Origin of the sequence: Haloimpatiens myeolchijeotgali, from assembly GCF_042688525.2 — a bacterium.
In the GTDB taxonomy this organism is placed as follows: domain Bacteria; phylum Bacillota; class Clostridia; order Clostridiales; family Clostridiaceae; genus Haloimpatiens.
On sequence record NZ_JBHWAB010000002.1, the window covers coordinates 76,370 to 99,498 of the forward strand.

The window sequence follows — 23,129 nt, forward strand, 5'->3', positions numbered from 1 at the left end:
TATTGACAAATTTGATTATATGGAATAATATAAAATAAATTTAATATTCAGAAACGATGAAAAAGAGGAGTAAGAATTAGGAAGTATTAAGAGAGGAAGGTCTTGGCTGAAAGCCTTCTATACGGAATATTCTGAAGTAGCTTTTGAGTTTCTTTACTGAAATTGTAGTAAGTAAAGACGGCTTTTTATAGTCGTTATTAAATTAAGAGTCTATCTCATTGATAGAAACAAAGGTGGTACCGCGAGTCTTCGTCCTTTTAGGGACGAAGATTTTTTTATGTAATATGTGCCTTTGTTCATTTAAAATGAGTTGAATATTCAAATAATTTTAAGGGAGGTTTAAAAATGAAAGGAAAAAAAGAGTTAGCAACTACATATAATCCAAAAGATTTTGAAGACAGAATTTATAAAACATGGGAAGAGAAAAAATACTTTACTCCAGTTATTGATAAGAGTAAAAAACCATTTACAATAGTTATGCCGCCACCAAATATAACTGGAAAACTTCATTTAGGGCATGCTTTAGATAATACGCTGCAAGATATGATAATAAGATTTAAGAGAATGCAGGGATATTGTGCTTTATGGTTGCCAGGAGAGGATCATGCTTCTATTGCAACTGAAGTAAAAGTTGAAAATGAATTATTAAAGCAAGGGTTAGTTAAAAAAGAAATGGGAAGAGAAGCATTTTTAGAAAAGGTGTGGCAATGGTCTAATGAATATAGAAAAACAATTAGGAAGCAACTTAAAAAGGTAGGTATCTCAGCTGATTTTACAAGAGAAGCATTTACTATGGATGAAAAGCTAAATAAAGCTGTTAGAACAGTATTTGTTAAATTATATAATGAAGGATTAATATATCAAGGAAATAGAATAACTAATAGGTGTCCAAAATGTAATACATCTCTATCAGATGCAGAAATTGATCATGAAGAATTAGAAGGACATTTATGGTATATAAAATATCCCTTTGTAGATGGTTCAGGGTATGTAGAAATAGCTACTACAAGACCAGAAACATTACTTGGAGATACAGCAGTTGCTGTTAATCCAAATGATGAAAGATTTAATGATTTAATTGGTAAAAAATTAAGACTACCACTAGTTGATAGAGAGATATGTATTATTGGTGATGATTACGTTGATATTGAATTTGGAACAGGTGCTGTTAAAATTACACCTGCTCATGATCCAAATGATTTTGAAATAGGAAAGAGACACAATTTACCACAGATTAGAGTTCTAGATTATGAGGGTAAAATAAATGAATTAGGAGGTAAATATAAAGGGTTAGATAGATATGAAGCTAGAAAACAAATAGTTAAAGATTTAGATGAATTAGGGCTACTAGTTAAAGTGGAACCTCATATTCATAATGTAGGAACACATGACAGATGTGGAACGGTTGTAGAGCCAATAATTTCAAAGCAATGGTATGTTAAAATGAAATCATTAGCAAAGCCGGCCATTGAAGCGGTTAGAAATGGAGATATTAAGTTCATTCCTCAAAGATTTGATAAAACATATTTTAATTGGATGGAAAATATTCAAGATTGGTGTATATCAAGGCAATTATGGTGGGGACATAGAATACCAGTATGGTATTGTAATGATTGTGGGCACATAAATGTATCAATAGATGAACCTACAAAATGTGAAAAGTGTGGAAGTCATAATTTAGAACAAGAAAAGGATGTTTTAGATACGTGGTTTTCATCAGCATTATGGCCTTTTTCAACTTTAGGTTGGCCAAATAACACTGAAGATTTAGAGTATTTCTATCCAACAAATGTGCTAATTACAGGTTATGATATTATATTTCCATGGGTAGCTAGAATGATATTTTCAGGAATTCATAATATGAATGAAAAGCCATTTGATACAGTTTTAATACATGGTATTGTAAGGGATTCTCAAGGAAGGAAGATGAGTAAATCTTTAGGAAATGGAGTAGATCCACTTGAAGTTATTGAAGAGTATGGTGCAGATGCTTTGAGATTTATGCTCATAACAGGTAATTCTCCAGGTAATGATATAAGGTATATTCCAGAAAAAGTTGAGGCAGCAAGAAATTTTGCAAATAAGATATGGAATGCTTCAAGGTTTGTTAAGATGAATCTTGATAATGAAATTAGAAATAAATACGCTAACTGTAAAGAATATAGTTTAGCAGATAAGTGGATTCTTTCTAGAATGAATACTCTAGTTAAAGAAGTTACAGAAAACATGGAAAAATATGAATTAGGAATTGCACTTCAAAAGATTTATGACTTTATGTGGAATGAATTTTGTGATTGGTATATAGAATTAGTTAAGCCTGTATTATTTGAAGGTAATGAGAAAGAAAAGGGAATTGTTTATAATGTGTTGTACATTGTATTAACTACAGTATTGAAATTATTACATCCATCAATGCCATTTATAACAGAAGAAATATATACTACTTTAACAGGAAACGAAACAATTACAACATCATCATGGCCAGAGTATAAAAAAGAATTAAAGGAAGATAAAGCAGAAAAGGATATGGAATATATTATTGAGGCAATTAAGGCATTAAGAAATTTAAGGGCTAAAATGAATGTTCCACCATCAAAAAAAGCTAAAATAATTAGTTATGTATTAGGTGATGCTAAGGAAGCATTTACTTCAGGATGTAGATATATTAAGAAATTAGGTTCAGCTTCAGATATTGAATTTATTACTGATAAATCTAAAGTTCCAGAAAATTCTGTATCACTAATAGTTAAGGGCGGAGAGCTATTTATGCCATTATTTGATTTAGTGGATAAGGAGAAGGAACTTAGTAGATTAAATAAAGAAAAGAATAAGCTTGAAGGTGAAATATTAAGAATTGATAAAAAACTCTCAAATAAGGGTTTTATAACTAAAGCTCCTGAAAAAGTTGTTAAAGGAGAAAAGGGTAAAAAAGAAAAATATAAAGAAATGCTTGATGGTATTGTTGAGAGGATATGTACATTCAAATAATAAAATGATGTTTACTTGATTTGAAAGGATAAAGAAGTTATGAATAATATGTTATCTTTTTTTTATAAATGAAACTTATAACAATATTAAAAATTTAATTTTGTAATAGAAGGGGTAAAAAACTCTTCTATTACAAATGAATTATATTATGATTAGGATGTAATGGCTAGATATAAATAGTAAATAATATTTAATTAGCCCATCTTTTAAAAATTTGCATGATTTTTTCGTCTTTTTCTTTTATCTTAGCAAATAATATATTAAGAATTCCCTTATTAATTTTACATCTATAACTTATAGGCATTTTACCAAATATGGATTTTTGTTCTATATAATTATATACAGGACAAGTTCCACAATAAGGATGATATATACATTCAGAACAACTTGGTAAAGTCTCTAAACAAGAGGATATACATATTGATTTTGTAACCGGATTATTTATGAGTTGTTCGTACATACTTCTATGAACATTTCCTAGTTTAAAACTTTTATCTCCACTTTCAGCTAACATTCTTGCTTCATCACAAGAATAAATATTTCCATCATAGTTGTAGGCTAGTTGTCCAATGCCACCTCCACAAGGTGAACGCAATTCCATATAATTTATTGATTTATTTTCTAAAATCTTTTTAAGAAATATTGATGCTTGGGTTTCTACTATAGTTATTCCTTTTAAGGACAATTCTAATATATAATCTAAACACTTTTTATAGAATTCACAAAATTCTTCAGGAGTATATCCTATAACATCCCAATTTTTAATACTAAATCCTATAGGAGTTAGTGGTCTTATGAATATATTATTTATTCCTAATTTTATATATTGGTCAATAATTTGTTTTGGATAAGATAAACTTTTTTTTGTAGTTGTTTCAATAGCTCCGACTTTTCTATTAATATTTCTATTTAAATACTCTTTATTTATAAGCTCCATGTTATTTTGCGTTATATATAATGTTGGTTTATTATTCATAGGTCTATTATAATTATGAACAGTACTATTACCATCAATAGAAGTACAAATATTAACATTGTTATTAATCAAAAATTCCATAATATCTTCTGTCAGTAATGTTAAATTAGACACTAAATTAAAACTAATTTGTTTTTCTTGATTAATATTTTTTTGTTTTGTATACTCTACAATATGTTTAAGAGTATCAAAATTTAATAATGGTTCTCCACCTTGAAATTCAAAACTTAAATGTTTTGAAGTAGATTGTAGTGCTATATCAACAGCCTTTTCTGCAATATCAAAATTCATTTTAAGTTTTTTGGATTGTATATTTTTAGCAGATGCTTGACAATATATACAATTCATATTGCAATTTACTGTTAATATAAATATATGTAATTGAGTACGTTCAAATAAATAAGATTTAGACTTTCGAATTTTTGATGATGTATTACGAATAAATATTTCTTTATTTGTATCATAAATAAAGTAATTACTTAGTAATTCATTATATATATTGCTATTTTTTTCTAATTTGTTGTGTAGTAGCTTTTTAAAATCTTTTTCTTTTAAAAAAATAAATTTACCTAAATCATTTGTTAATAAATACTCTTGTCCAAATTTTCTAAAGTTAAAATAATTTAAATTATATTTATTTTCCATACAAATAATCTCCTCATTTAACTGGTTTAACATTTACTTTACCCAATTTATATGTAGATTCAAAAAATCCTCCACATAGATTTTTAACTTTACAGTCTAAACATTTTTCTGTATATCTAACTTTATAATCACTTATACTTTTAGCTGAGATTTGCCAAAGTTCTTTATTTATATAACATAAAGGAAAGTTGTATAAATTTGTAGTAATTCCATTTAGTAATAATATACATACTGCTTTATTAACAAATTTACTACTTTCATTAAAATTTATCCATACTTTTTCTTTATTTAATGCTGCATTTCCTAACATTTCAAGTCCCATAATATTTACTCTAAAAATATTAGGAAAATTTTTAGAAATCATTTTAGCCATAGAAGGTAATATTTTGTAGTTTAACTTATTTACAACTATTCTAATTTCAATTTTTTCTCCTAAGTCATATAAGTTTTTTAATCCAGTTATAGTTTGTTTAAAGCTATTATTTACTCTTGTACTCATATCATGAACTGTAGAATTATTACCATGCAATGCTATTGCTATAACAGTTCCATTAGGTCTAGATTTAACATAGTTAATAGCATAATCTTTATAATAAAACATTCTACCATTAGATAACATAATAAAATTTGTATTTTGAAATTTTTCTTTACATGACCTTAAAATTTCAAATAATTTCTCTTTGTATAATGTAGGTTCTCCTCCAGTTATACATAATGAATGAGTATCACTAGGAATTAAGTCTATTATTTTTTTTATTCTTTCTACATTATTAAAATTCTTTCTTTTTCTATAATTGATGCTTTCTGGACAAAATATACAATTGGAATTACATTGATTAGTCAAAACTAATACATTATCATAGGAATCATCTCTATACAATATATTTATAATTCCTGAGTTTCCGTGTATCTCTATTACATCATTTTCACATAATGTATCAGCAGATTTAACATTTATTAAGTAAGTTATTAGATTTTGTTCAAGATATTGTTTTATATGATTACATATTTTATTACTTTCAAATATGTAGCAACTATATCCTTTTTGAAATTTATCCAAATTATTTAAAGTTAAAACTTGAATACAATTATCCTTTATTTCAGAACTTTTATTTTTAATTATTTTTCCTAATATATTTTTGGAAAAATAAATATCTCCCTTAATAATTAAGGGTCTTACTTTATCACCTTTGATCATAATTGTTCCTCCTAAAGTAATAAATTCAATATCATTTGTATAAAAAATCCTAAGAAAATAAATGGAGCAAAGGGAATATGTCTAACAATAATAATATTATTTTTACCATATTTACTCTTAGACCATCGTTTTATAGCATTTACTTCAGATTGTCCGATTCTACTTTTTACAGTTTCTGTTGTTGTGTGAGGTAAATCTTTTACTCTAGATTTTTGGAATATTAATATAGTCGAAAATGATAATATCATTCCTTCTCTTAAATCTTTGATTACTATTTTTTTATAGTTATATAATTTACCTATATATCTAAAAAACATTATAATAATTAATAAAATCAACAATTTAATATCAATATTAAAATATATACATTTATAAATTTTAAATAATATTGTTTGAAGTATATAATTAATAATAAACATACTGATAGTTATTAAATATATTATTTTAACATTTTTTATTAAGTTAAATAATTTAAATACTATAACAACATTTATTAACATAAATAAAAATATATTATTATGATAAAAATTATTTATAATCAATATATATAATTTATTTAAATTACTAATTAGAAAATAGGTAAACATATATTTACATATAAATTTCTTAATATTTTTTTTTTCAATTTTAATTAAAAATGGATAACAGCTCTTAAATTTATTTTTTAATTCACCATTTAATATATCTTTTACAATAAAAAATATAGTTTCAAATATTATAAAAATAAATGCTATACTAAATATAGTTATGAAAACATTAAATTGTGTTGTAAAGAAATATTTTTTATTAACCACATATTTAATTGGAAAAAGTATTACAAACAAAGTAAATAATTTTGAATCTCCGCCAGCCCATAAATCATTTATATAAGCTATAAATGGTAATATTATAGCAATGATTAAATTCATAACATATTTTAAAACTTCATAACTACTCAATGAATGATTATTGAGTAGTTGAATTAATGATATACTTTGAATGATAACTCCAAATAAAGTAAAAATAATAAGTGACTTATTATATATTTTATTGTTCATACAATCTGTAAAAGAAGTGTATATCCCTATTATAATCATTAGTATGATGTTAAAAATATTCATATTAGTAATCACGTCCAATTAAATATATCAAATAGTTACAAAATTCATTTTTAAGTAAATTTATTTCTTCAGTATTACAATTAAAAACTATGCTTGTATTTTTTTCTGTAATTAAACTAGAGTTTTTATCTATAAACTGTGAGTAATCTTCTATAGCTTTATTTATGAATTTTAAAGGATATATGTACGTATTTAATTGTAAATTATCCATTTTATTCTTATCCTTTCTATTAATTTTTTTCGAACCAGCTACTTGCTATATTTTCTTTATCTTTTAAATAACTTGAAGATTCTTCTAAATTCATATTAGTAGAGTTGGTGTTAGATTTATATTCTTTATCTTTTAATTTATTGATATTAAGTGTAGTACCATATAAAGCTCGTGATAAAATAATTTTTCTTAAGTCACAAGTATCTTTTGATATTTGTATTCTAATATTTTGATATAATAATTCATTCATAAATTCTCCAACGTATTTTTCTAAATTTTCTCTTGTAATATTTTTTTTTGATTTAAATATTGCTTTTATTATATTTTTTGATTCGTAATCAAAATAAATATAAAAATTATCAATATAAATATAAGATGCTTTCATTATTGCTTTTAATGAATAAATATTTTCATTAAATTGTAAAATAATTTTATTATTATGTATATTGAAATTTGCATTTTTCACTATTATTTCCTCCATTAATCATTTATTGGGGTATCCTGTGGAATTTGAGGCTTTTGTGGCGTTAACTGTGGTTCAACAGGTACTGAATTTGATGTATGGGTAGAAGGGGTGTTTGATATATCAAATCCACTACTTGAAGCATGTGATGTATGAGTAGAGGGAGTATTTGATATATCAAAGTCAGTACTTGAAGCGTGTGAAGCGTGTGAAGCATGTGATTCATGTCCTGAATAATGAGAACTAGATGAATGAGAACTATGAGAACTATGGGAGCTATGAGATCTATGTCCCGCAAATGCTTCATCACTCATAAAAATAGATGCTATTAAGATTAAAGATCCTATATATAAAATTTTATTTCTTTCTATATTTCCTTCTTCTTCATATAGATAATCTGAAACAGATTTATTTATTTTAGGAAGTAATTGTTTTATATTTTTTCCCATATTATCACCTTTTCTATTTAATATAGTTGTTATTTAACCAGTTACCTTCTAGAGTTTTTCCATTTTTGAATTTATATTTTCCAGTTCCATTCATTTTATTATTTGACCAATGTCCCTCATAGTTATCACCATTTTTAAAAATATATGTGCCTGTTCCCTCTATTTTATCTTTCAACCAATGTCCTTTATAATATTCTCCATTGGTCCACTTATATTTACCTTGTCCTTGTTTTTGACCAGATATAAAAGATCCAATATATTCATCACCATTTTTATATTTTAAGGTACCTTTACCATTAAATAATCCATTTTTCCAATAACCTATGTATTTATCACCATTTTTTAAACTGCGAGATCCATAGCCATTCATCTTGGTATTATCCCATGAACTTACGTTCCATGTGAGGTTCTTCCCATCACTTGTAACTATAATGTTTTTTTGTTCATCAGTTCTAAATACACTAATATTTTGCTTTCGTAATCTTTCCATAACTTCATAAGTTGGATAACCATAACTATTTTCCTTACCAACACTTATAACAGCATATATAGGATTTACTTTTTTTAAAAAAGCATCAGTTGTTGATGAAGCATTTCCATGATTACCAATTTTTAATACATCAGCATGAATATCTAATTGTTTTTGTAGAATTTGTCTTTCACTTATATCTTTAGCATCTCCAGTGAATATAAAAGAATTATTACCAAATTTAAGTTTAGTTACAATGGAATAATTATTTAGAGATTTATATTCTGCTTTATTAGGAGCTAAAATCGTCCATTTAGCATTACCTAAATTGTAATTATTACCAACTACTGGATAAGTTGCCTTAAGTCCTTTATTTTTTAGTGTAGTTACTACGTTTTTAAATAGTTCATTAGTACTTGTAACTTTTGGAATAAATACTTGATTTACATTAAAAGTTTTTATAATTGTACCAATTCCACCTATGTGATTTTTATGTGGATAAGTACCTATAACATAGTCCAGTTTTTTAACACCTTGATGTTTAAGATAATTTACTATTAATGTACTATCATCATTAGTTCCAGTATCAATTAACATATTATGACCACTTTGTTCAATAAGTATAGAATCTGCATTGCCTATATCTATATAGTGTATTTTTAAATTTTTAACTTTATTGTTATTCCCTATCTTCATAGGTTTATTTTTGGTACAAATTTTGGAATTAGTATAAGTTTTTATGTTAGTAAATTTCTTTGAGTTAGTAATCATAACACATAAGATCAGAATAAATAAAATACAAATACTAATTTTAGTATTTTTTTTCATAATTTTTACCTCCTTACAATATATTATACATAATATATTGTACATTTAAGTATTATATTGTCAATAAATTAAATAAATTGAAATCATTGTTTAATTTACATATTATAAAGATAATTATGTTTTACATGAAATTTCTTAAATTTTAGAAGTAAAGAGGTTATAGTTTTAAAAAATATTTTTTTAAGATAAGAAATGATATATTAGTTTATGAAAAACAAGATAATAGGGTTATAGTGTGATAACTATATGATAACTAGGTATAAATAGTGAAACATTAAATTTTTATTAGTGAAATAAAGAAGTTAAATTTATGAAAATACAATTAATAAAAAAATTGCCATACATTCCTGATTTGAAGTAAAAGAATTAAGAACATATGAGTTCATTACATGTTTCACCACAATATGGACATAAGAGGATTGGTTTTATACTATTATCTAAATGTATAAACGATATGTATATAAATAATATATTATTTTAGATGTTCATATTGACAATAAAACAGCTTATAATTTATATAAGAAGTTGTATTTTGTACAAAGGTTAAAAATTAAGTGAAAGTGATGGGAGGGTATTATGAAGATAAAAAATAATGATGATTTGACAATTAGGGAAGCAAAAATTGAAGATGCAAAACAAATATTACAGTTAGTGAAAAAAGTAATGAGTGAAGTTGAGTTTTTTCCTAAAGCAGCGGAAGAATTTCAATTATCAGTTGAACAAGAAGAAGAATTCATAGAAAAAACATCATTAGTATTAGTTGCAGAAATAGATGGTAAAATAGTAGGGGCTTCTACTTTGCAAAAGGGCAATTGTATTAAAAATAAACATGTTGCAGACTTTGGAATAACAATTTTACAAGAGTATAGTAATTTGAAAATAGGAAGTTTGTTGATGGAAAAAGTAATAGAATGGTCAAAAGAAAATGAAGTTGAAAAAATAGAGTTAGAAGTTTTTGAAAAAAATATACCTGCAATTAATCTTTATAAAAAATTTGGTTTTATTGTAGAAGGCAGAAGAAACAGAAATATAAAAATTAGACACCAATATCAAGATACATTGCTTATGTGTAAGTTTTTATATAATTGACAAAATTAAATAATTATTTTTTAAAAATCAAATCATATATAATTGTAATTAAGACTATATATATGGTATATTAGTATTAAAATATGTTAAGAATAAATAAAAACAGTATTAATATATAATATATAAGAGGTGTATTATGAAAATATCATCTATAAAAATAAATGGATATAAAAATTTAATAGATTGTACTTATAATTTAAGCCAATTTAATGTATTAATAGGAGCTAATAATAGTGGAAAATCTAATTTTTTAGAAGTCTTTTCTTTTTTAGATACTATACTTACAGGTAGTGACGATGTAAAAGATCAATTATTTAGATTGGGTGTGTCACCAAGAGGGAATATTCAAACAAACTGTACTAATGTAAAAAACAAAAACATTTCTGTAGAAATTGAATTTTTAGATGAAGTTGATAAAGAAAGGTATAAATACATATACTTTATAGAAGTAAAAGTGGGTAACTTATTATCAGGTAATAAAGGTTTAATTGAAAGAGAATATCTGCAATATAAAAGTGTAAATAAGACAGGACCTATAAATACAGTGTTTGACAGAAGGAATACAGATGTAAAACTTAAATCTAGTAAAATAGCAAGTATAGATGCTGCAGAAGCTCTTTTATCTATCATTTATAAAATTAAAGATGTTAAAGAAAATATGGATATACCTGTACAAAAAGGTATAGAGGATATATTTATAATTGCAAAAACTCCCGTAATATATTGTTCACCTAATCAAATAAGGGAAGCTATAGTAAAACAAAAACCTATAATTAAAAACGGAAGGATAGCTTCAATTGATTTAATAAATGAAATTGAAAAAATATTTAACTCTGATCAAAGACAATATTTTGAAGAAGTGTTACAAGATACATTAGGAATTAAAATTGAAATTTATAATTTAAAGGGGATATATAAGAATTTATTTGTTAATTTTTATGATGAGGATTTACAGAATAAAAAAAATACTATAGATAAAAATGAGATGTTTGAAAATGGAGTAGGCATTAGTACTATGTCAGATGGAACCTTAATAGTGTTAAATATTTTAACTTATTTAGTTTCTAATAAATATCCTGTATTATCTATTGAGGAGCTTGAAAACTCTATACATCCAAAATTATTGAAAAAAATAATAAGGTTAATTCAAAATGATTTTTCAGATATCCAAGTTATTATAACTACTCATTCGCCAGTTTTATTAAATATGGTTAATTTTGATAATGTGAGTTTAATAACTAATAAAAATTATGGTAAAGCCAGAATTGAAAATGTGAAAGATAGAAAAGATTTAATGAAAAAGTTATCGGGTCCATTTTCAGATTTTAGTGATATTTTTTATTTAGTAGAGGATTAGAGGATGGGTAAAAAAAAGAAATCTAGTCAAAAACGTAAAAAGTTAGCTTTAATATTTTTAGAAGGATATACTGAGGATGTATTTTATAAAAATATATTTCAAAAATATCTTCAAGGAATACCTAAAAAGACTAAGAATTTAAAGACAGGAACTAATATAAATAGACAGATAGTTAATGAATTATACCACTTTATGAGTAATAAAAGTAATGAAATTTATGATTTATATATATATGTTTTTATTGATAAAGAAGGATCTAGAAATGACATTTCACAATTTAATAATAAAGCTATTTTAAAAAAATTAAAAGAGTATTTTAAATGTGAGCAGATAAAAGTAATTGATAAAATTGAAGCTATTATTATGATTGAAAGTTGGTTTTTTCATGATTTAGAGGGAATATGTAAATATATAGGAATATCTTTTACTGATAGTTTGAAAAGAAACTATGCTAATCCAGAAAGACTAAAAGCTTTAGATTTATCTAAATTGTTTAAAAAAGGGAATAAGAAAAAACATTATAAGAAAGGTGACGAAGGCTTTTTAACTTCTCTTAACATAGACACAATATATAATAATTGCAGTGATCTTAAGGAAGGTATAATCAAAATTAGAAATAATTTTTAAAAGTGAGGGTCAACTTTAATTTGAAGGAACGAAAACTAATGTATTTATGGGCTTAGTTCCCTAGGTTCTAATTAATACTTTGCATAAGAGAAAAGTATTGCAAATAAAGACTTCTGTTTTTATAATAGTACTAATGTTATTCATTCAACTTTCGAAGTTAAAAAATACTGCTTAGCGAAGGAAAATGATATATTGGGTAAGAAACATTTGAACAAAGTTTACAAATTCTTAGTTTTACGAATTTGAACAAAGGTATTTTTTAATTACCTAAGTTTCGTACAAATATAAAACTTATATTTGTATATATTTGTCTGGTATTATTAGTTATAATATTCCGCTATTTCCCAGTTTTTAGGCGTAGCCTCTTGGTTTTATATTCCAATTTTAAAAATGGCAACACTAAAAACAGGTAAATATTAATTTGAAATTTTGGATTATATTTCATTAGTTAAAATTTCATTTTTAACCTCAAATATCAAAAGAAAGTTGAGTATATTGTGGTCTGGAAAGTGCGTCAGCAATTATCTTAGATAGTTTTGTTAATGGTGGAATATTAACTATAATTCCTTTACTAGTTCTTTTGACAAAACCTTTTATATTTCCAACTTTCTTAACTAAAGCACCTACCCCTACATCATACAGTTCTGTTTCATATAGAACTGTAGACTTAAAACAACTTATGAGGTTATGTGTTATAAATACTAACCATAAGAAACCATAGATTCCGAAAAATTTTTTAGTTCTTAGGTTTTTTATATGGTATACATTTTTAGCCATTTTAAAAAATGCTTCTATAGTTTGACGTTCATTATAAAAGTGAAATAGTTCTACTGCATTCATTTCTTTAGAACTTATATTTGTTATAAGCAAAGAATATTTTAAATTTCCCTTTTTAGATAATGTTTGAACTATAATATACCTAAGTCCATTCTCTACTGAAAATTCATATACCCAAGCAGCTTTATCGGCTTTAATATATTCTGAATAAGGTATATTTTTTGCAAGATTTTTAGCTTTAACAGTAGAGTATGCTTTTGTAACAAACTTTAGTTTAGGAGTTGACAATAATTTTTCAATATTGTCTGATGAACCAAAGCCACTGTCAGTTCTTAATATTAGATTACCATTAAGAAGTTGCTCTCTATATTTAGATAAAATAGACTTTAATAAGTCATCATAATGATCAGTACAGTGGCTATTTCCTGAATCTAAAGACATTGCTACTGTTTCAGAATGCTTACCTGTAAATGCGGCAGCTAATTGATATCCACTTTGATTTTTCTTTTTAGAAAAGTAACCTTTTTCTGCTAATTCAAAGGTTTTACCATTAGCAATTAATCCTGTTTGGTCGCAGTCTACGACTACTTTATGTTGTGAGCTAATAGAATTACTATGCTCTATAAATAAAGTATGATGAATATCTTGTAGCTGGTTTATACTGTCTGAATCAAAACGTGTAAGCAACAAATTAATCTGTGATTGATCTGGAACTCTATCCATATCAAATATATTTGCAGTAAGTTTTTCTACTCCAAGCTTTTCATTGATATCCTTAGTTGTTTCGCAACCAATAACTATAGACATCATAGTGGTAATAAGCTTTTGATATACAGAATATTTTACTTTCTTCATTTTGAGCTTAAAGCTCTCAAGTGGCTTAAAAAAATTAATTTTCAAACCAAATTGCATTACTGAAATTAACCAAGTGGAAGTAGTTTCTTCTTTACAATTGTCTTGAGTAAAGGTAAAATTATTCATATGGATAATACCTGCCTTTCATAATTTTTTGTGGTAAGAAAATTATACTCTAAGGCTTGGTATTATCCACTATTTATTTTTTGGAAACTATAATATGGAAATTACTAAAGTTTCGTTTGTACGAAACTTAGGTAATTACTGATTCCTACGGAATATTAATTAAAAAATCTTTTTTCAATATGAGTAAAACTTAGAATTTGTTACTGAAGTGAAAGGTTTCTAAGTAAGATATCATTTCCCGCAGAGGCTCTTTTTTACCTCTTAAAGTTGAATTATAAGGTATTGATATGTGAGGATTTCCAATTGAGTAAATTAGATTTTATTCTTGTTCTTTCATTTTATCTTTATATTTTTTATGTGCAGTTATAGTCCTCATACCATATACAAATGCCAATAGTGTGAATAATATTATTGGTATCCAAGCCAAAATATGAATATCAGAAAAACTAAAGTTAGAGCCATTATACCAGTAACAATCCACAATAAGGAAAACAATACGATATCAAAAAGAAAATATTTATAAAAAACACTTCTATCAATCTCTTATAACGACTTTCTGATAAAAATATCTTTTAAATAAATCTAAGATATTTTCATAATCTTTCCTTTTATACCGTCAAGTTCTACTTCATCTCCATCCTTTAACAAAGTACAAGCGTACTTAACATTATAAAGGCAGGGGATGTTTTGTTCTTTTAATATAATTCCTAAATGTTCAAAAGGAGAACCTTGGTTACTATTACACTTGCTCTCAAGCTATTATTTTACTTGATTTACATTTAATTCAATAGTATCATACTATTATCAATTTGTGTATTTGGGGGAGAAATTTATATGAGTAAAAATAATAAACTTTTAGATATAATTTTGGGTCTAATACAAGGTTTATTACTTGTTTTTGTTTTCAAAGTTTGTAATGATAAATGGAGTCCTTTTAATTTTGACTTTGGAGGAACAAAAGCTAATGTATGTATTTATGGGTTTAGTTCCGTAGGTCTTATGTTATTAATACTTTGTATTAGAGGAAAGTATTGCAAATAAAAACTTCTGTTTTTATAATAGCACTAATGTTATTTACGTAACTTTAGCAGTAAAAAAACATTGCCTAGCGAGGGGGAGATATAATGGCTACATGGATTACACATTTAAGGATTGCTGAGAATATTTTAAATTTAGGATTTAAGTTTGATGAAAAGGCTTTTGTAGTTGGAAATATAGGACCTGATTCAGGAGTTCCAAATGAAGATTGGAGTAATTTTGATCCACCTAAAAAAGTTACTCACTGGCAGGGGGAAGATCATAAAATTAAAGCTGTTGAGTTTTGGGACAAGTATTTAAATAATGCTGATATAAAAAATGATATAGAGACCTATTCTTTTTATATGGGATATTATGTACATTTACTAACAGATATTGAATGGTCAAAACTATTCAATAAAAAAAAGCAAACTTTATTATACAAAAATGGATTAGATAAAGATAAAAACTTTATTTGGACAATAAAGAAAGATTGGTATGGTCTTGATTACATATATTTATCTAAAAATCCAAACTGTATATTTCACACATGTTTTAAAAATATAAATGAAGTTCCTGATTATTTAGATTATTTTCCACATAAGGCTTTTGAAAGACAAGTTAAGTATATTACTGATTTTTATTTAGGTGAAAATGAAGAAACTAAAGAAAATTTTATATATTTAACAGAAAAAGAAATGGATAACTTTGTTGAGCAATCAACGGATACTATTCGAGAGGCAATTATGGGGTAAGTGTATTAGAGAGGTTTCTGTAACATTTATGTTTTATGATAAAGGAAAAGTCTCAAGGGAGCGAGAAAATGATGAAAATATTAGTTGTTGAGGACGACGTTTTATTAAATAAAACGTTGTCTTATAATTTAAGGGCTGAAGGGTATGAAGTGGATTCTGTTTTAACTGTAGCTGACACTAAAAAATATATTGATAAAAAAGAATACAAACTTATAATTTTAGATGTAAATTTACCAGATGGCAATGGATTTGATTTGTGCAAGGAAATTAAATTGATAAATGAAAATGCTGCAGTAATTTTTTTGACGGCTAATGATATGGAAAGTGATATGATAAAGGGATTTGAGTTAGGTGCAGATGATTATGTAACAAAACCATTTCCTATAAGTGTGTTTGAAAAAAAAGTTAAAGCTTTGTTTAATCGAATAGAAAAGCAAGTTGATAATGATTGCTATGATGATGGACAGCTGAGGATTGACTTTTCACAGATAAAATCTACACTAAATGGAAAAGAAATTGAATTTACACCATTGGAATACCGTACTTTAAAAGTGTTTGTAAAAAATCCAAAAATAGTTTTGACAAGACAAATTCTTTTAGAAAAGTTATGGGATATAGAAAGAAACTTTGTAGATAATCATACTCTTACTACGGTTGTGAGCCGTATACGAAATAAAATTGAAGTAGGTAAACATCAATACATTAAAACCGTATATGGTATGGGGTATATGTGGGTAGGAAGTGATAAAAAATGATTTCAAAAGAATTATACATTAAAAATATTTATATGTTGGTTAGTATTGGTATTTTTGTAACATGCAGTGTTCTTCTTATTTTTGCATATCTGATTACTGGTAACAGCACACTTATTTTAGGCGGAAGTATTTTTGCTTTATGTATATACATATGGTTTGGTGTATTTGTGTTTTTGCTGAGGAAAAAGGTAATACTGTTCATTTCTGATATTTCTTACATTTTGGATAATATGATGAATGGTGAGGATAAACTTGAAATTAGCTGCGAAGAAGAAACTCTGTTATCACGAATTAATCATAAAATATCAAAACTGTTTGAAGTTATGCAAGAAAACAATCGCTGTGTTAAGGATGAAAAAGCTTCTTTACAGGAATTGGTTTCAGATATTTCACATCAAGTAAAAACTCCTATTGCAAATTTAAAAATGATTAATTCCACTTTATTAGAACGTAAAGTTCCGGAGGATACACAAATAGAATTTTTGCAATCAATGAATGGTCAACTTGATAAGCTAGATTTTTTAATGCAAGCAATGATTAAAACTTCACGATTGGAAACGGGAGTAATAACTTTAGAAAAAAAGAAATGTTCTATTTATGAAACACTTGCAGCAGCAATGGGCAGTATTTTATTTAAGGCGGAGAAAAAACATATAAATATTGTAGTTGATTGTGCTGTGGATTTAGTTGTTTCACATGATAGAAAATGGACAACTGAAGCACTTTTTAATATTCTCGATAATGCAGTAAAATACACGCCTATAGGTGGAAAAATTCATGTAGCTGCTGTAAGGTGGGAAATGTATACCAAGATTGATATAAAAGATAATGGAAAAGGTATTCCAGAAAATCATCAAGCTGAGATTTTTAAACGTTTTTACCGTGAGAAGGAAGTACATGATTTGCCAGGCATTGGCATTGGTTTGTATCTTGCTCGTGAAATTATCGCTATGCAGGATGGTTATATTAAAGTAATGTCCCAACAAGGAAAAGGTTCTATATTTTCTGTTTTTCTTCCCAATAGATAAGGTGTCAGTTTCTATGTTTTATCTCATGTTTTTGTGAAATGTCCTAAAATCGTAACAAATAAGAGTGGTTTTTAAGAAGATTTATTATTTGTTGTGATGTTTCTGCAACCTTTCAATTATATACTGGGTTTGATGAATAGAAAGGAGACCTTTAAATGAATATTTTACAGACAATTAATTTAAAAAAGTATTATGGTAAAGAATCTAACATTACAAAGGCACTGGATGGAGTAAACTTTACCGTAGAAAAGGGAGAATTTGTGGCAGTAGTAGGCACATCCGGCAGTGGTAAATCTACATTGTTGAACATGGTGGGAGGATTAGATAATCCTACATCTGGCAGTGTTATAGTTAAAGGTAAAGAGCTTTCCAAAATGAATGATGAGAAGCTTGTTATTTTTAGACGTCGTAATATAGGATTTGTTTTTCAGAACTATAACTTAGTGCCAATGCTTAATGTTTATGAAAATATTGTTCTTCCAGTGGAATTGGATGGTGAAATCGTGGATAAGGATTTCATGAATGAAATTGTAAAAATGTTAGCTTTAGAAGATAAACTCAAAAATATGCCTAATAATCTTTCAGGAGGTCAACAGCAGCGTGTAGCTATTGCAAGGGCACTACTTACTAAGCCTGCTATTGTACTTGCGGATGAGCCAACGGGAAATTTAGATAGTAAAACGAGTGCTGATGTAATGAGTCTTCTTAAAATGACGAGCAAAAAATTTCATCAGACCATAGTAATGATTACTCATAATAATGAAATTGCTCAGCTTGCTGACAGAATTGTCCGCATTGAAGATGGCAAAATTATGGTGTAAAGGGGGCATAAGTATGTTTAGAAATAGTAATGAAACTGTTATTAAAAAGCTAACTTTGAGCTCCCTTAAATCCAAGAAAAACTATATTGCTATTATAGCAATTGCTTTGGCAACACTTTTGTTTACAAGTATGTTTACTATTACAGGTAATTTAAAAGCATCTATACAAGATAGTAATATGCGTAAAATAGGTACATGTGCTCATGGTGGTTTTAAGCAATTGACAATGGATGAATATAAAAAGATTTCAAAGGATAATATGATTGATGATATATCATATTCTATAATTATTGGAAATGCACAAGGAGATATATTCCATAAATTGCCTTCAGAAGTAAGATGGGCTGAAGATAAATATGCAAAATGGGGTTTTAATTTTCCTACAAAGGGAAGGATGCCTAAGTCACTAAAAGAAGTAGCTTTAAGTACTCTTGTTCTTGATGCCATGGGTATTCCTCATAAATTAGGCCAACAAATTAAATTAAGTGTCAAAACGGATAATAGAACTTTTACTGATACTTTTACATTGTGTGGTATATGGAAGGGAGATCCAGTATCTTATAGACAAACAATATGGCTTTCACGACTATATACCTATAAAGTTGCACCACTTGTGAAGATTCCTTCAAGTAAAAATACAAATCACTATACTGGGTATATAGACAGCGTTATTATGTTTCCCTCAACTTGGAATATTGAAGGAAAAATCAATAAACTTGCTGTAAAGTATAATTTAAAAGTTCCTACAAGTGTTAATTGGGCATATGATACTGCGGAAATAGATCCTGAAAATTTAATAATTATTATTCTTGCATTAATTGTTATTTTTACTGCAGGATATTTATTAATTTATAACATTTTTTATATTTCAGTTGCTCAAGACATTCGTTCTTATGGATTACTGAAAACAGTGGGTACAACTTCAAAGCAAATACGAAAAATTGTTCGCTTCAAAGCTTTGATTTTATCTTGTATAGGTATTCCCATTGGTTTGATTATAGGATGGCCTGTGGGACGTATTTTAGTTCCATATATTATTAATATTTTAGAGGAAAATATCCGTGTTATTACAACTGTTAATCCTATTATCTTTATATCTGCTATTCTTTTTAGTTTATTAACTGTATATTTAAGCTGTCTTAGACCAGCTAGATTAGCATCAAAAGTTTCACCTATTGAAGCAGTGCGTTATACAGAAACAAATAAGGATATTTCATCAAAGAAAAAAACAAAACCTTCTCATAGAGTAAAACCTTTAGCTATAGCATTGCAAAATCTTAGAAGAAGCAGCAAGAAAGTTTTTGTAGTTGTTCTATCTTTTTCTCTTAGTTTGGTAATTCTTAATAGTACCTATACTTTTGTTCATTCTTTTGATTTTGATAAATTTGTAGCCACTACTAGTATATCAGATTTTTCAGTTGCAGATGCATCTATCATTAACAAAACAATGCCCTTCAATACATCTGGAATAACTGATAATTTTGTTAATACAGTTAAATCATTAAAAGGTATTGAAAAAATGGGTAATGTTTATGTTTTTACTAATCATCAATTTCTTAGTAGTGATGCTTATAATCGTCTTAAAGAAAAAGTTAGTTCATGGGATGAGAACAAAAAGAGAGACTTTATGAATAGTCGAATAATATGTAAAAAGGACTCGGTAGTAAATACTTTTGGTTTGGATACGTGGCCTGCAGAGTTTATTAAACTAATAAATGGAAAATTGGATAATAAGAAATGGGAAAATGGAGAGGGTATTTACGTTACAACTTGTCAAATGATTGAAGATGGAAAGATTAGTTTATATAAACCAGGAGATACTGTTGATGTCAATTTCGGCAATGATAATACAAAAAAATATAAAGTATTGGCAATTGTAGAGTATCCATATGCTTTTTCTTCAACCACATATTTTGATTTAGGGTTGGAATATTTGCTTCCTTCAAGGGAAATTTTATCTAATTTACATTCAATTAAGCCAATGCGTACTGTTTTTAATGTAGATGATGCACATCTTAATATAACTGAAAAATGGCTTGAAGGTTATTGTACTAATAAAGAATCATCATTAGACTTTTACTCTAGAAAAACTTTAAAAAAAGAGTTTAATAATCTTACGGTAATGTATAAAGTTATAGGAGGTGCATTATGTGCTATTCTTGCACTAATAGGTATACTAAACTTTATAAATTCCATGATGACATCTATTCTTACAAGACAAAGAGAAATCGCAATGCTTCAGGCTGTTGGCATGACAGGAAAACAAACACGTTCTATGTTAATTTTTGAAGGAGCTGGATATGCTGTTTTGGGATTAATTTTATCCATAATACTAGGAACCATTACTAATGTTACATTAGTTCGTTCTATGGGTAATGCTCTTTACTACTTTACGTGGAAATTTACTTTAACTCCAATACTGCTTTGTATTGTTCCATTAATTCTCATAACTGTTTTAGTTCCAATTTATTGTTATAATAAATTATCAAAAGACAGCATTGTTGAAAGGCTACATGTTGTAGAATAATCATTGGTAAAAGATAAGAGAAAGTATGTTTGAAAACATAAATATTATAAAAGAGCAAATCCAAACTTAAAATGGATTTGCTCTTGAGATATTTTTAGATAGAAAATGTAGTGCACATTTCTTCTAGGTTCCATATATCTGTTACCCAATCTTCATAGAATTCTTTCTCGTGACATACCAATAGAATGCTACCTTCATATTCTATTAGACTCTCTTTTAAAGCTTCTTTTGCATCCACATCTAAATGATTTGTAGGTTCATCTAAAATAAGCCAATTACTTGGTTTCATCATAAGTTTGCACAATCTAACTTTTGATTGTTCTCCACCACTTAAAGAATAAAGAGGTTTGTTTACATGTTCATCAGTTAGACCACAACGGCCTAAAATTGTTCTCAAATCCTTTCTATTTTTAGAAGGAAACTCATTCCACAATTCTTCCATTGGAGTATTAGATGTTGAAGTACTCTCTTGTTCAAAATAAGCAGGATATAAATGATTCCCTAAAGTAATACTTCCACTAAGTGGAGGAATTATGCCTAATATACTTTTTAATAGAGTAGATTTTCCTATTCCATTACATCCTATTAGCGCTATTTTTTTATTTCTTGTAAATTCAAGATTTAAATTAGATTTTAAAGCGTAATTATATCCTATACTCATGTTATTAGTTTTAAAAACAAGTTTATCAGAGTGTCTACAAAACAAAAATGAAAAATGAGGTTTTGAAACAATCTTAGGTTTTTCAAGTCTCTCTATTTTGTTTAATTGTTTTCTTCTACTTTTGGCTCTAGTACTAGATCTAGCTGATGCTATATTCTTTTTAATAAAATCTTCCATTCGATGAATCTCTTTTTGTTGTTTCCTATATTCTTGAACATATTTTTCTTTTTCCATATCTTTAAGTTTTAAAAATTTATTATAGTTTCCAGTATATCTATTTAATCTACCAAATTCAATTTGAAATATAACATTTGTAACTTTATTTAGAAAGTTTGTATCATGTGATATAACTATAAAACTATTAGGATAATCACAAAGATAATTACTTAACCATTCAATGTGTTCTTTATCTAAAAAGTTAGTAGGTTCATCTAAAAGTAAAATATCAGGTTTAGTAAGAAGAAGACGAGCTAATTTAACCTTTGTACGCTGTCCACCACTTAATAAATTAACAGGAGTATCTAAACCTAATAGGCTTAAACCTAAACCAGTGGCTGCATTATCTATTAAACTATCTATTTTATAAAAATCGCTTGCATCTAACATGTCCTGCAGTCGAGCCATTTTTTTTAGAAGTTTTTCATATTTTTCATTATTTACATCAGTAAGTTCATCACCTATTGAGATGATATTTTTTTCTAACTTGTAAAGATGTTCAAATGCTGATTTTAATACATCCCTTATTGTGTAGTTTTCTAGAAGCTTAGAATGTTGATCCAGATAATCTACAGATATAGAAGAGGGTTTGTATACAGTCCCTTTATCTGGCAAAAGTTTTTCAGATAATATATTGAAAAGTGTACTTTTGCCTGCACCATTTATTCCAACGAGACCAGCATGTTCTCCTTTTAAAAGTCTAAAAGATATATTTTTTAATATTGATTTATCTTCATATCCAAATTCTAAATTTTCTACTTGTAATAAACTCATATTTATTCCTCCAGTCATACTTTAAAAACAAAAAAGGAAAGAGAAGACAATAGCTCTTCTCTTTCCTAAAGTTTCTTTATTATATATAGATTATAGAGTAAATATAATCACACGATAAATTCCCTAAAATTAACATAAAAATACTGTAATTTCCATTAAAATATTTTAGGGCATCAAAAAAGAGCCTATCTTTATTAAGGTGTAACTTGTTATATTTTAGCTTTATTTAAAAAAGGGCATAGTTGTCCCGTTAACAAGCTAAAACATTTTTAAAAGTTACAACCTTACACAAGATAGACTCACACTCCTTCGAATTTAAATTTACTCTTATATTATTATATTACAAAAATACAAAAAAGTAAATATTAAAAAATAGCATGGTTAATTAGAGTATATTTATATATTATATAAAAAATG

20 protein-coding genes and 1 other annotated feature are annotated in these 23,129 nt (G+C 26.6%); of the genes, 10 read left to right on the forward strand and 10 right to left on the reverse strand.

Translation table 11 applies throughout. The features are described from left to right. Positions 1-47 precede the first annotated feature (47 nt). Positions 48-260: a binding site (T-box leader), on the forward strand. Positions 261-345: 85 nt separating this feature from the next. Beyond that, positions 346-2,988, forward strand: a complete 2,643-nt coding sequence (locus tag ACFIJ5_RS18200; protein WP_379809704.1) for a valine--tRNA ligase — start codon at positions 346-348, stop codon at positions 2,986-2,988. Between the two features lie 190 nt (positions 2,989-3,178). On the opposite strand, the gene hxsB is transcribed toward ACFIJ5_RS18200, so the two are convergent. From hxsB to ACFIJ5_RS18235, 7 genes are all read right to left on the reverse strand, one after another. Then, complete coding sequence (gene hxsB, locus ACFIJ5_RS18205; RefSeq protein WP_379809705.1) at positions 3,179-4,609, reverse strand: His-Xaa-Ser system radical SAM maturase HxsB; 1,431 nt, start codon at positions 4,607-4,609, stop codon at positions 3,179-3,181. 13 nt (positions 4,610-4,622) lie between these two features. Beyond that, the gene (hxsC, locus tag ACFIJ5_RS18210) at positions 4,623-5,807 is read right to left on the reverse strand and encodes a His-Xaa-Ser system radical SAM maturase HxsC (RefSeq protein ID WP_379809706.1); all 1,185 of its coding nucleotides are present in this window, start codon (positions 5,805-5,807) and stop codon (positions 4,623-4,625) included. A gap of 11 nt (positions 5,808-5,818) precedes the next feature. Continuing rightward, on the reverse strand, positions 5,819-6,844 hold the full coding sequence (locus tag ACFIJ5_RS18215) for a hypothetical protein (RefSeq protein ID WP_404661565.1): 1,026 nt from the start codon (positions 6,842-6,844) through the stop codon (positions 5,819-5,821). 64 nt (positions 6,845-6,908) lie between these two features. Continuing rightward, positions 6,909-7,118, reverse strand: coding sequence for an HxsD-like protein (locus ACFIJ5_RS18220; RefSeq protein ID WP_379809708.1), 210 nt, complete (start codon positions 7,116-7,118; stop codon positions 6,909-6,911). Positions 7,119-7,137: 19 nt separating this feature from the next. Further along, entirely contained in the window at positions 7,138-7,584 is a 447-nt protein-coding gene (gene hxsD / locus ACFIJ5_RS18225; RefSeq protein ID WP_379809709.1) for a His-Xaa-Ser system protein HxsD, read from the reverse strand. A gap of 14 nt (positions 7,585-7,598) precedes the next feature. After that, on the reverse strand, positions 7,599-8,030 hold the full coding sequence (gene hxsA3, locus ACFIJ5_RS18230) for a His-Xaa-Ser repeat protein HxsA3 (RefSeq protein ID WP_379809710.1): 432 nt from the start codon (positions 8,028-8,030) through the stop codon (positions 7,599-7,601). Between the two features lie 13 nt (positions 8,031-8,043). Continuing rightward, a complete protein-coding gene (locus tag ACFIJ5_RS18235) occupies positions 8,044-9,270 on the reverse strand; it encodes an MBL fold metallo-hydrolase (RefSeq protein WP_404661568.1) in 1,227 nt (408 codons plus the stop codon). Positions 9,271-9,903: 633 nt separating this feature from the next. Between ACFIJ5_RS18235 and ACFIJ5_RS18240 the strand changes: the two genes are divergently transcribed. The 3 genes from ACFIJ5_RS18240 (at position 9,904) to ACFIJ5_RS18250 (ending at position 12,400) form a co-directional block, all read left to right on the forward strand. Continuing rightward, complete coding sequence (locus tag ACFIJ5_RS18240) at positions 9,904-10,416, forward strand: GNAT family N-acetyltransferase (protein WP_379809712.1); 513 nt, start codon at positions 9,904-9,906, stop codon at positions 10,414-10,416. Between the two features lie 136 nt (positions 10,417-10,552). Further along, positions 10,553-11,773 carry an AAA family ATPase gene (locus ACFIJ5_RS18245; protein ID WP_379809713.1) on the forward strand — a complete coding sequence of 407 codons (1,221 nt, stop codon included), beginning with the start codon at positions 10,553-10,555 and terminating at the stop codon, positions 11,771-11,773. A gap of 3 nt (positions 11,774-11,776) precedes the next feature. Next, the gene (locus ACFIJ5_RS18250; protein WP_379809714.1) at positions 11,777-12,400 is read left to right on the forward strand and encodes a DUF4276 family protein; all 624 of its coding nucleotides are present in this window, start codon (positions 11,777-11,779) and stop codon (positions 12,398-12,400) included. Between the two features lie 468 nt (positions 12,401-12,868). Here ACFIJ5_RS18250 and ACFIJ5_RS18255 read toward each other — a convergent pair whose 3' ends face one another. Further along, positions 12,869-14,158, reverse strand: coding sequence for a transposase (locus ACFIJ5_RS18255; RefSeq protein WP_379804162.1), 1,290 nt, complete (start codon positions 14,156-14,158; stop codon positions 12,869-12,871). Between the two features lie 582 nt (positions 14,159-14,740). Next, positions 14,741-14,863: a hypothetical protein gene (locus ACFIJ5_RS18260; RefSeq protein ID WP_404661571.1), complete on the reverse strand. Its 123-nt coding sequence runs from the start codon at positions 14,861-14,863 to the stop codon at positions 14,741-14,743. Between the two features lie 129 nt (positions 14,864-14,992). Between ACFIJ5_RS18260 and ACFIJ5_RS18265 the strand changes: the two genes are divergently transcribed. The 6 genes from ACFIJ5_RS18265 to ACFIJ5_RS18290 all read left to right on the forward strand — a co-directional run bounded on the left by ACFIJ5_RS18265 (position 14,993) and on the right by ACFIJ5_RS18290 (position 21,061). Further along, a complete protein-coding gene (locus ACFIJ5_RS18265) occupies positions 14,993-15,199 on the forward strand; it encodes a hypothetical protein (protein ID WP_379809715.1) in 207 nt (68 codons plus the stop codon). A gap of 83 nt (positions 15,200-15,282) precedes the next feature. Further along, positions 15,283-15,930, forward strand: coding sequence for a zinc dependent phospholipase C family protein (locus ACFIJ5_RS18270; RefSeq protein WP_379809716.1), 648 nt, complete (start codon positions 15,283-15,285; stop codon positions 15,928-15,930). A gap of 71 nt (positions 15,931-16,001) precedes the next feature. Further along, entirely contained in the window at positions 16,002-16,685 is a 684-nt protein-coding gene (locus tag ACFIJ5_RS18275) for a response regulator transcription factor (RefSeq protein ID WP_379809803.1), read from the forward strand. Beyond that, positions 16,682-17,713, forward strand: a complete 1,032-nt coding sequence (locus ACFIJ5_RS18280) for a sensor histidine kinase (protein WP_379809717.1) — start codon at positions 16,682-16,684, stop codon at positions 17,711-17,713. The genes ACFIJ5_RS18275 and ACFIJ5_RS18280 overlap by 4 nt, the downstream gene beginning before the upstream one ends. Positions 17,714-17,868: 155 nt before the next feature. Continuing rightward, the gene (locus tag ACFIJ5_RS18285) at positions 17,869-18,534 is read left to right on the forward strand and encodes an ABC transporter ATP-binding protein (protein ID WP_379809718.1); all 666 of its coding nucleotides are present in this window, start codon (positions 17,869-17,871) and stop codon (positions 18,532-18,534) included. Positions 18,535-18,547: 13 nt separating this feature from the next. Further along, positions 18,548-21,061 (forward strand): ABC transporter permease, encoded by a 2,514-nt coding sequence (locus tag ACFIJ5_RS18290; RefSeq protein WP_379809719.1) that lies wholly within the window; start codon positions 18,548-18,550, stop codon positions 21,059-21,061. 94 nt (positions 21,062-21,155) lie between these two features. Here the strand turns inward: ACFIJ5_RS18290 and ACFIJ5_RS18295 are convergent, their stop codons facing one another. Next, a complete protein-coding gene (locus ACFIJ5_RS18295) occupies positions 21,156-22,712 on the reverse strand; it encodes an ABC-F family ATP-binding cassette domain-containing protein (RefSeq protein WP_379809720.1) in 1,557 nt (518 codons plus the stop codon). Between the last annotated feature and the right edge of the window lie 417 nt (positions 22,713-23,129).

What these genes read in the sequence shown, in the direction of transcription:
- ACFIJ5_RS18245 (WP_379809713.1), top strand. Translation starts at nt 10,553, where the DNA reads ATGAAAATATCATCTATAAAAATAAATGGATATAAAAATTTAATAGAT.
- ACFIJ5_RS18285 (WP_379809718.1), top strand. Translation starts at nt 17,869, where the DNA reads ATGAATATTTTACAGACAATTAATTTAAAAAAGTATTATGGTAAAGAA.
- ACFIJ5_RS18290 (WP_379809719.1), top strand. Translation starts at nt 18,548, where the DNA reads ATGTTTAGAAATAGTAATGAAACTGTTATTAAAAAGCTAACTTTGAGC.
- ACFIJ5_RS18275 (WP_379809803.1), top strand. Translation starts at nt 16,002, where the DNA reads ATGAAAATATTAGTTGTTGAGGACGACGTTTTATTAAATAAAACGTTG.
- hxsA3 (WP_379809710.1), bottom strand. Translation starts at nt 8,030, where the DNA reads ATGGGAAAAAATATAAAACAATTACTTCCTAAAATAAATAAATCTGTT.
- ACFIJ5_RS18215 (WP_404661565.1), bottom strand. Translation starts at nt 6,844, where the DNA reads ATGAACAATAAAATATATAATAAGTCACTTATTATTTTTACTTTATTT.
- ACFIJ5_RS18220 (WP_379809708.1), bottom strand. Translation starts at nt 7,118, where the DNA reads ATGGATAATTTACAATTAAATACGTACATATATCCTTTAAAATTCATA.
- hxsB (WP_379809705.1), bottom strand. Translation starts at nt 4,609, where the DNA reads ATGGAAAATAAATATAATTTAAATTATTTTAACTTTAGAAAATTTGGA.
- hxsC (WP_379809706.1), bottom strand. Translation starts at nt 5,807, where the DNA reads ATGATCAAAGGTGATAAAGTAAGACCCTTAATTATTAAGGGAGATATT.
- ACFIJ5_RS18235 (WP_404661568.1), bottom strand. Translation starts at nt 9,270, where the DNA reads ATGATTACTAACTCAAAGAAATTTACTAACATAAAAACTTATACTAAT.
- ACFIJ5_RS18270 (WP_379809716.1), top strand. Translation starts at nt 15,283, where the DNA reads ATGGCTACATGGATTACACATTTAAGGATTGCTGAGAATATTTTAAAT.
- ACFIJ5_RS18280 (WP_379809717.1), top strand. Translation starts at nt 16,682, where the DNA reads ATGATTTCAAAAGAATTATACATTAAAAATATTTATATGTTGGTTAGT.
- ACFIJ5_RS18255 (WP_379804162.1), bottom strand. Translation starts at nt 14,158, where the DNA reads ATGAATAATTTTACCTTTACTCAAGACAATTGTAAAGAAGAAACTACT.
- ACFIJ5_RS18295 (WP_379809720.1), bottom strand. Translation starts at nt 22,712, where the DNA reads ATGAGTTTATTACAAGTAGAAAATTTAGAATTTGGATATGAAGATAAA.
- ACFIJ5_RS18250 (WP_379809714.1), top strand. Translation starts at nt 11,777, where the DNA reads ATGGGTAAAAAAAAGAAATCTAGTCAAAAACGTAAAAAGTTAGCTTTA.
- ACFIJ5_RS18240 (WP_379809712.1), top strand. Translation starts at nt 9,904, where the DNA reads ATGAAGATAAAAAATAATGATGATTTGACAATTAGGGAAGCAAAAATT.
- ACFIJ5_RS18265 (WP_379809715.1), top strand. Translation starts at nt 14,993, where the DNA reads ATGAGTAAAAATAATAAACTTTTAGATATAATTTTGGGTCTAATACAA.
- ACFIJ5_RS18200 (WP_379809704.1), top strand. Translation starts at nt 346, where the DNA reads ATGAAAGGAAAAAAAGAGTTAGCAACTACATATAATCCAAAAGATTTT.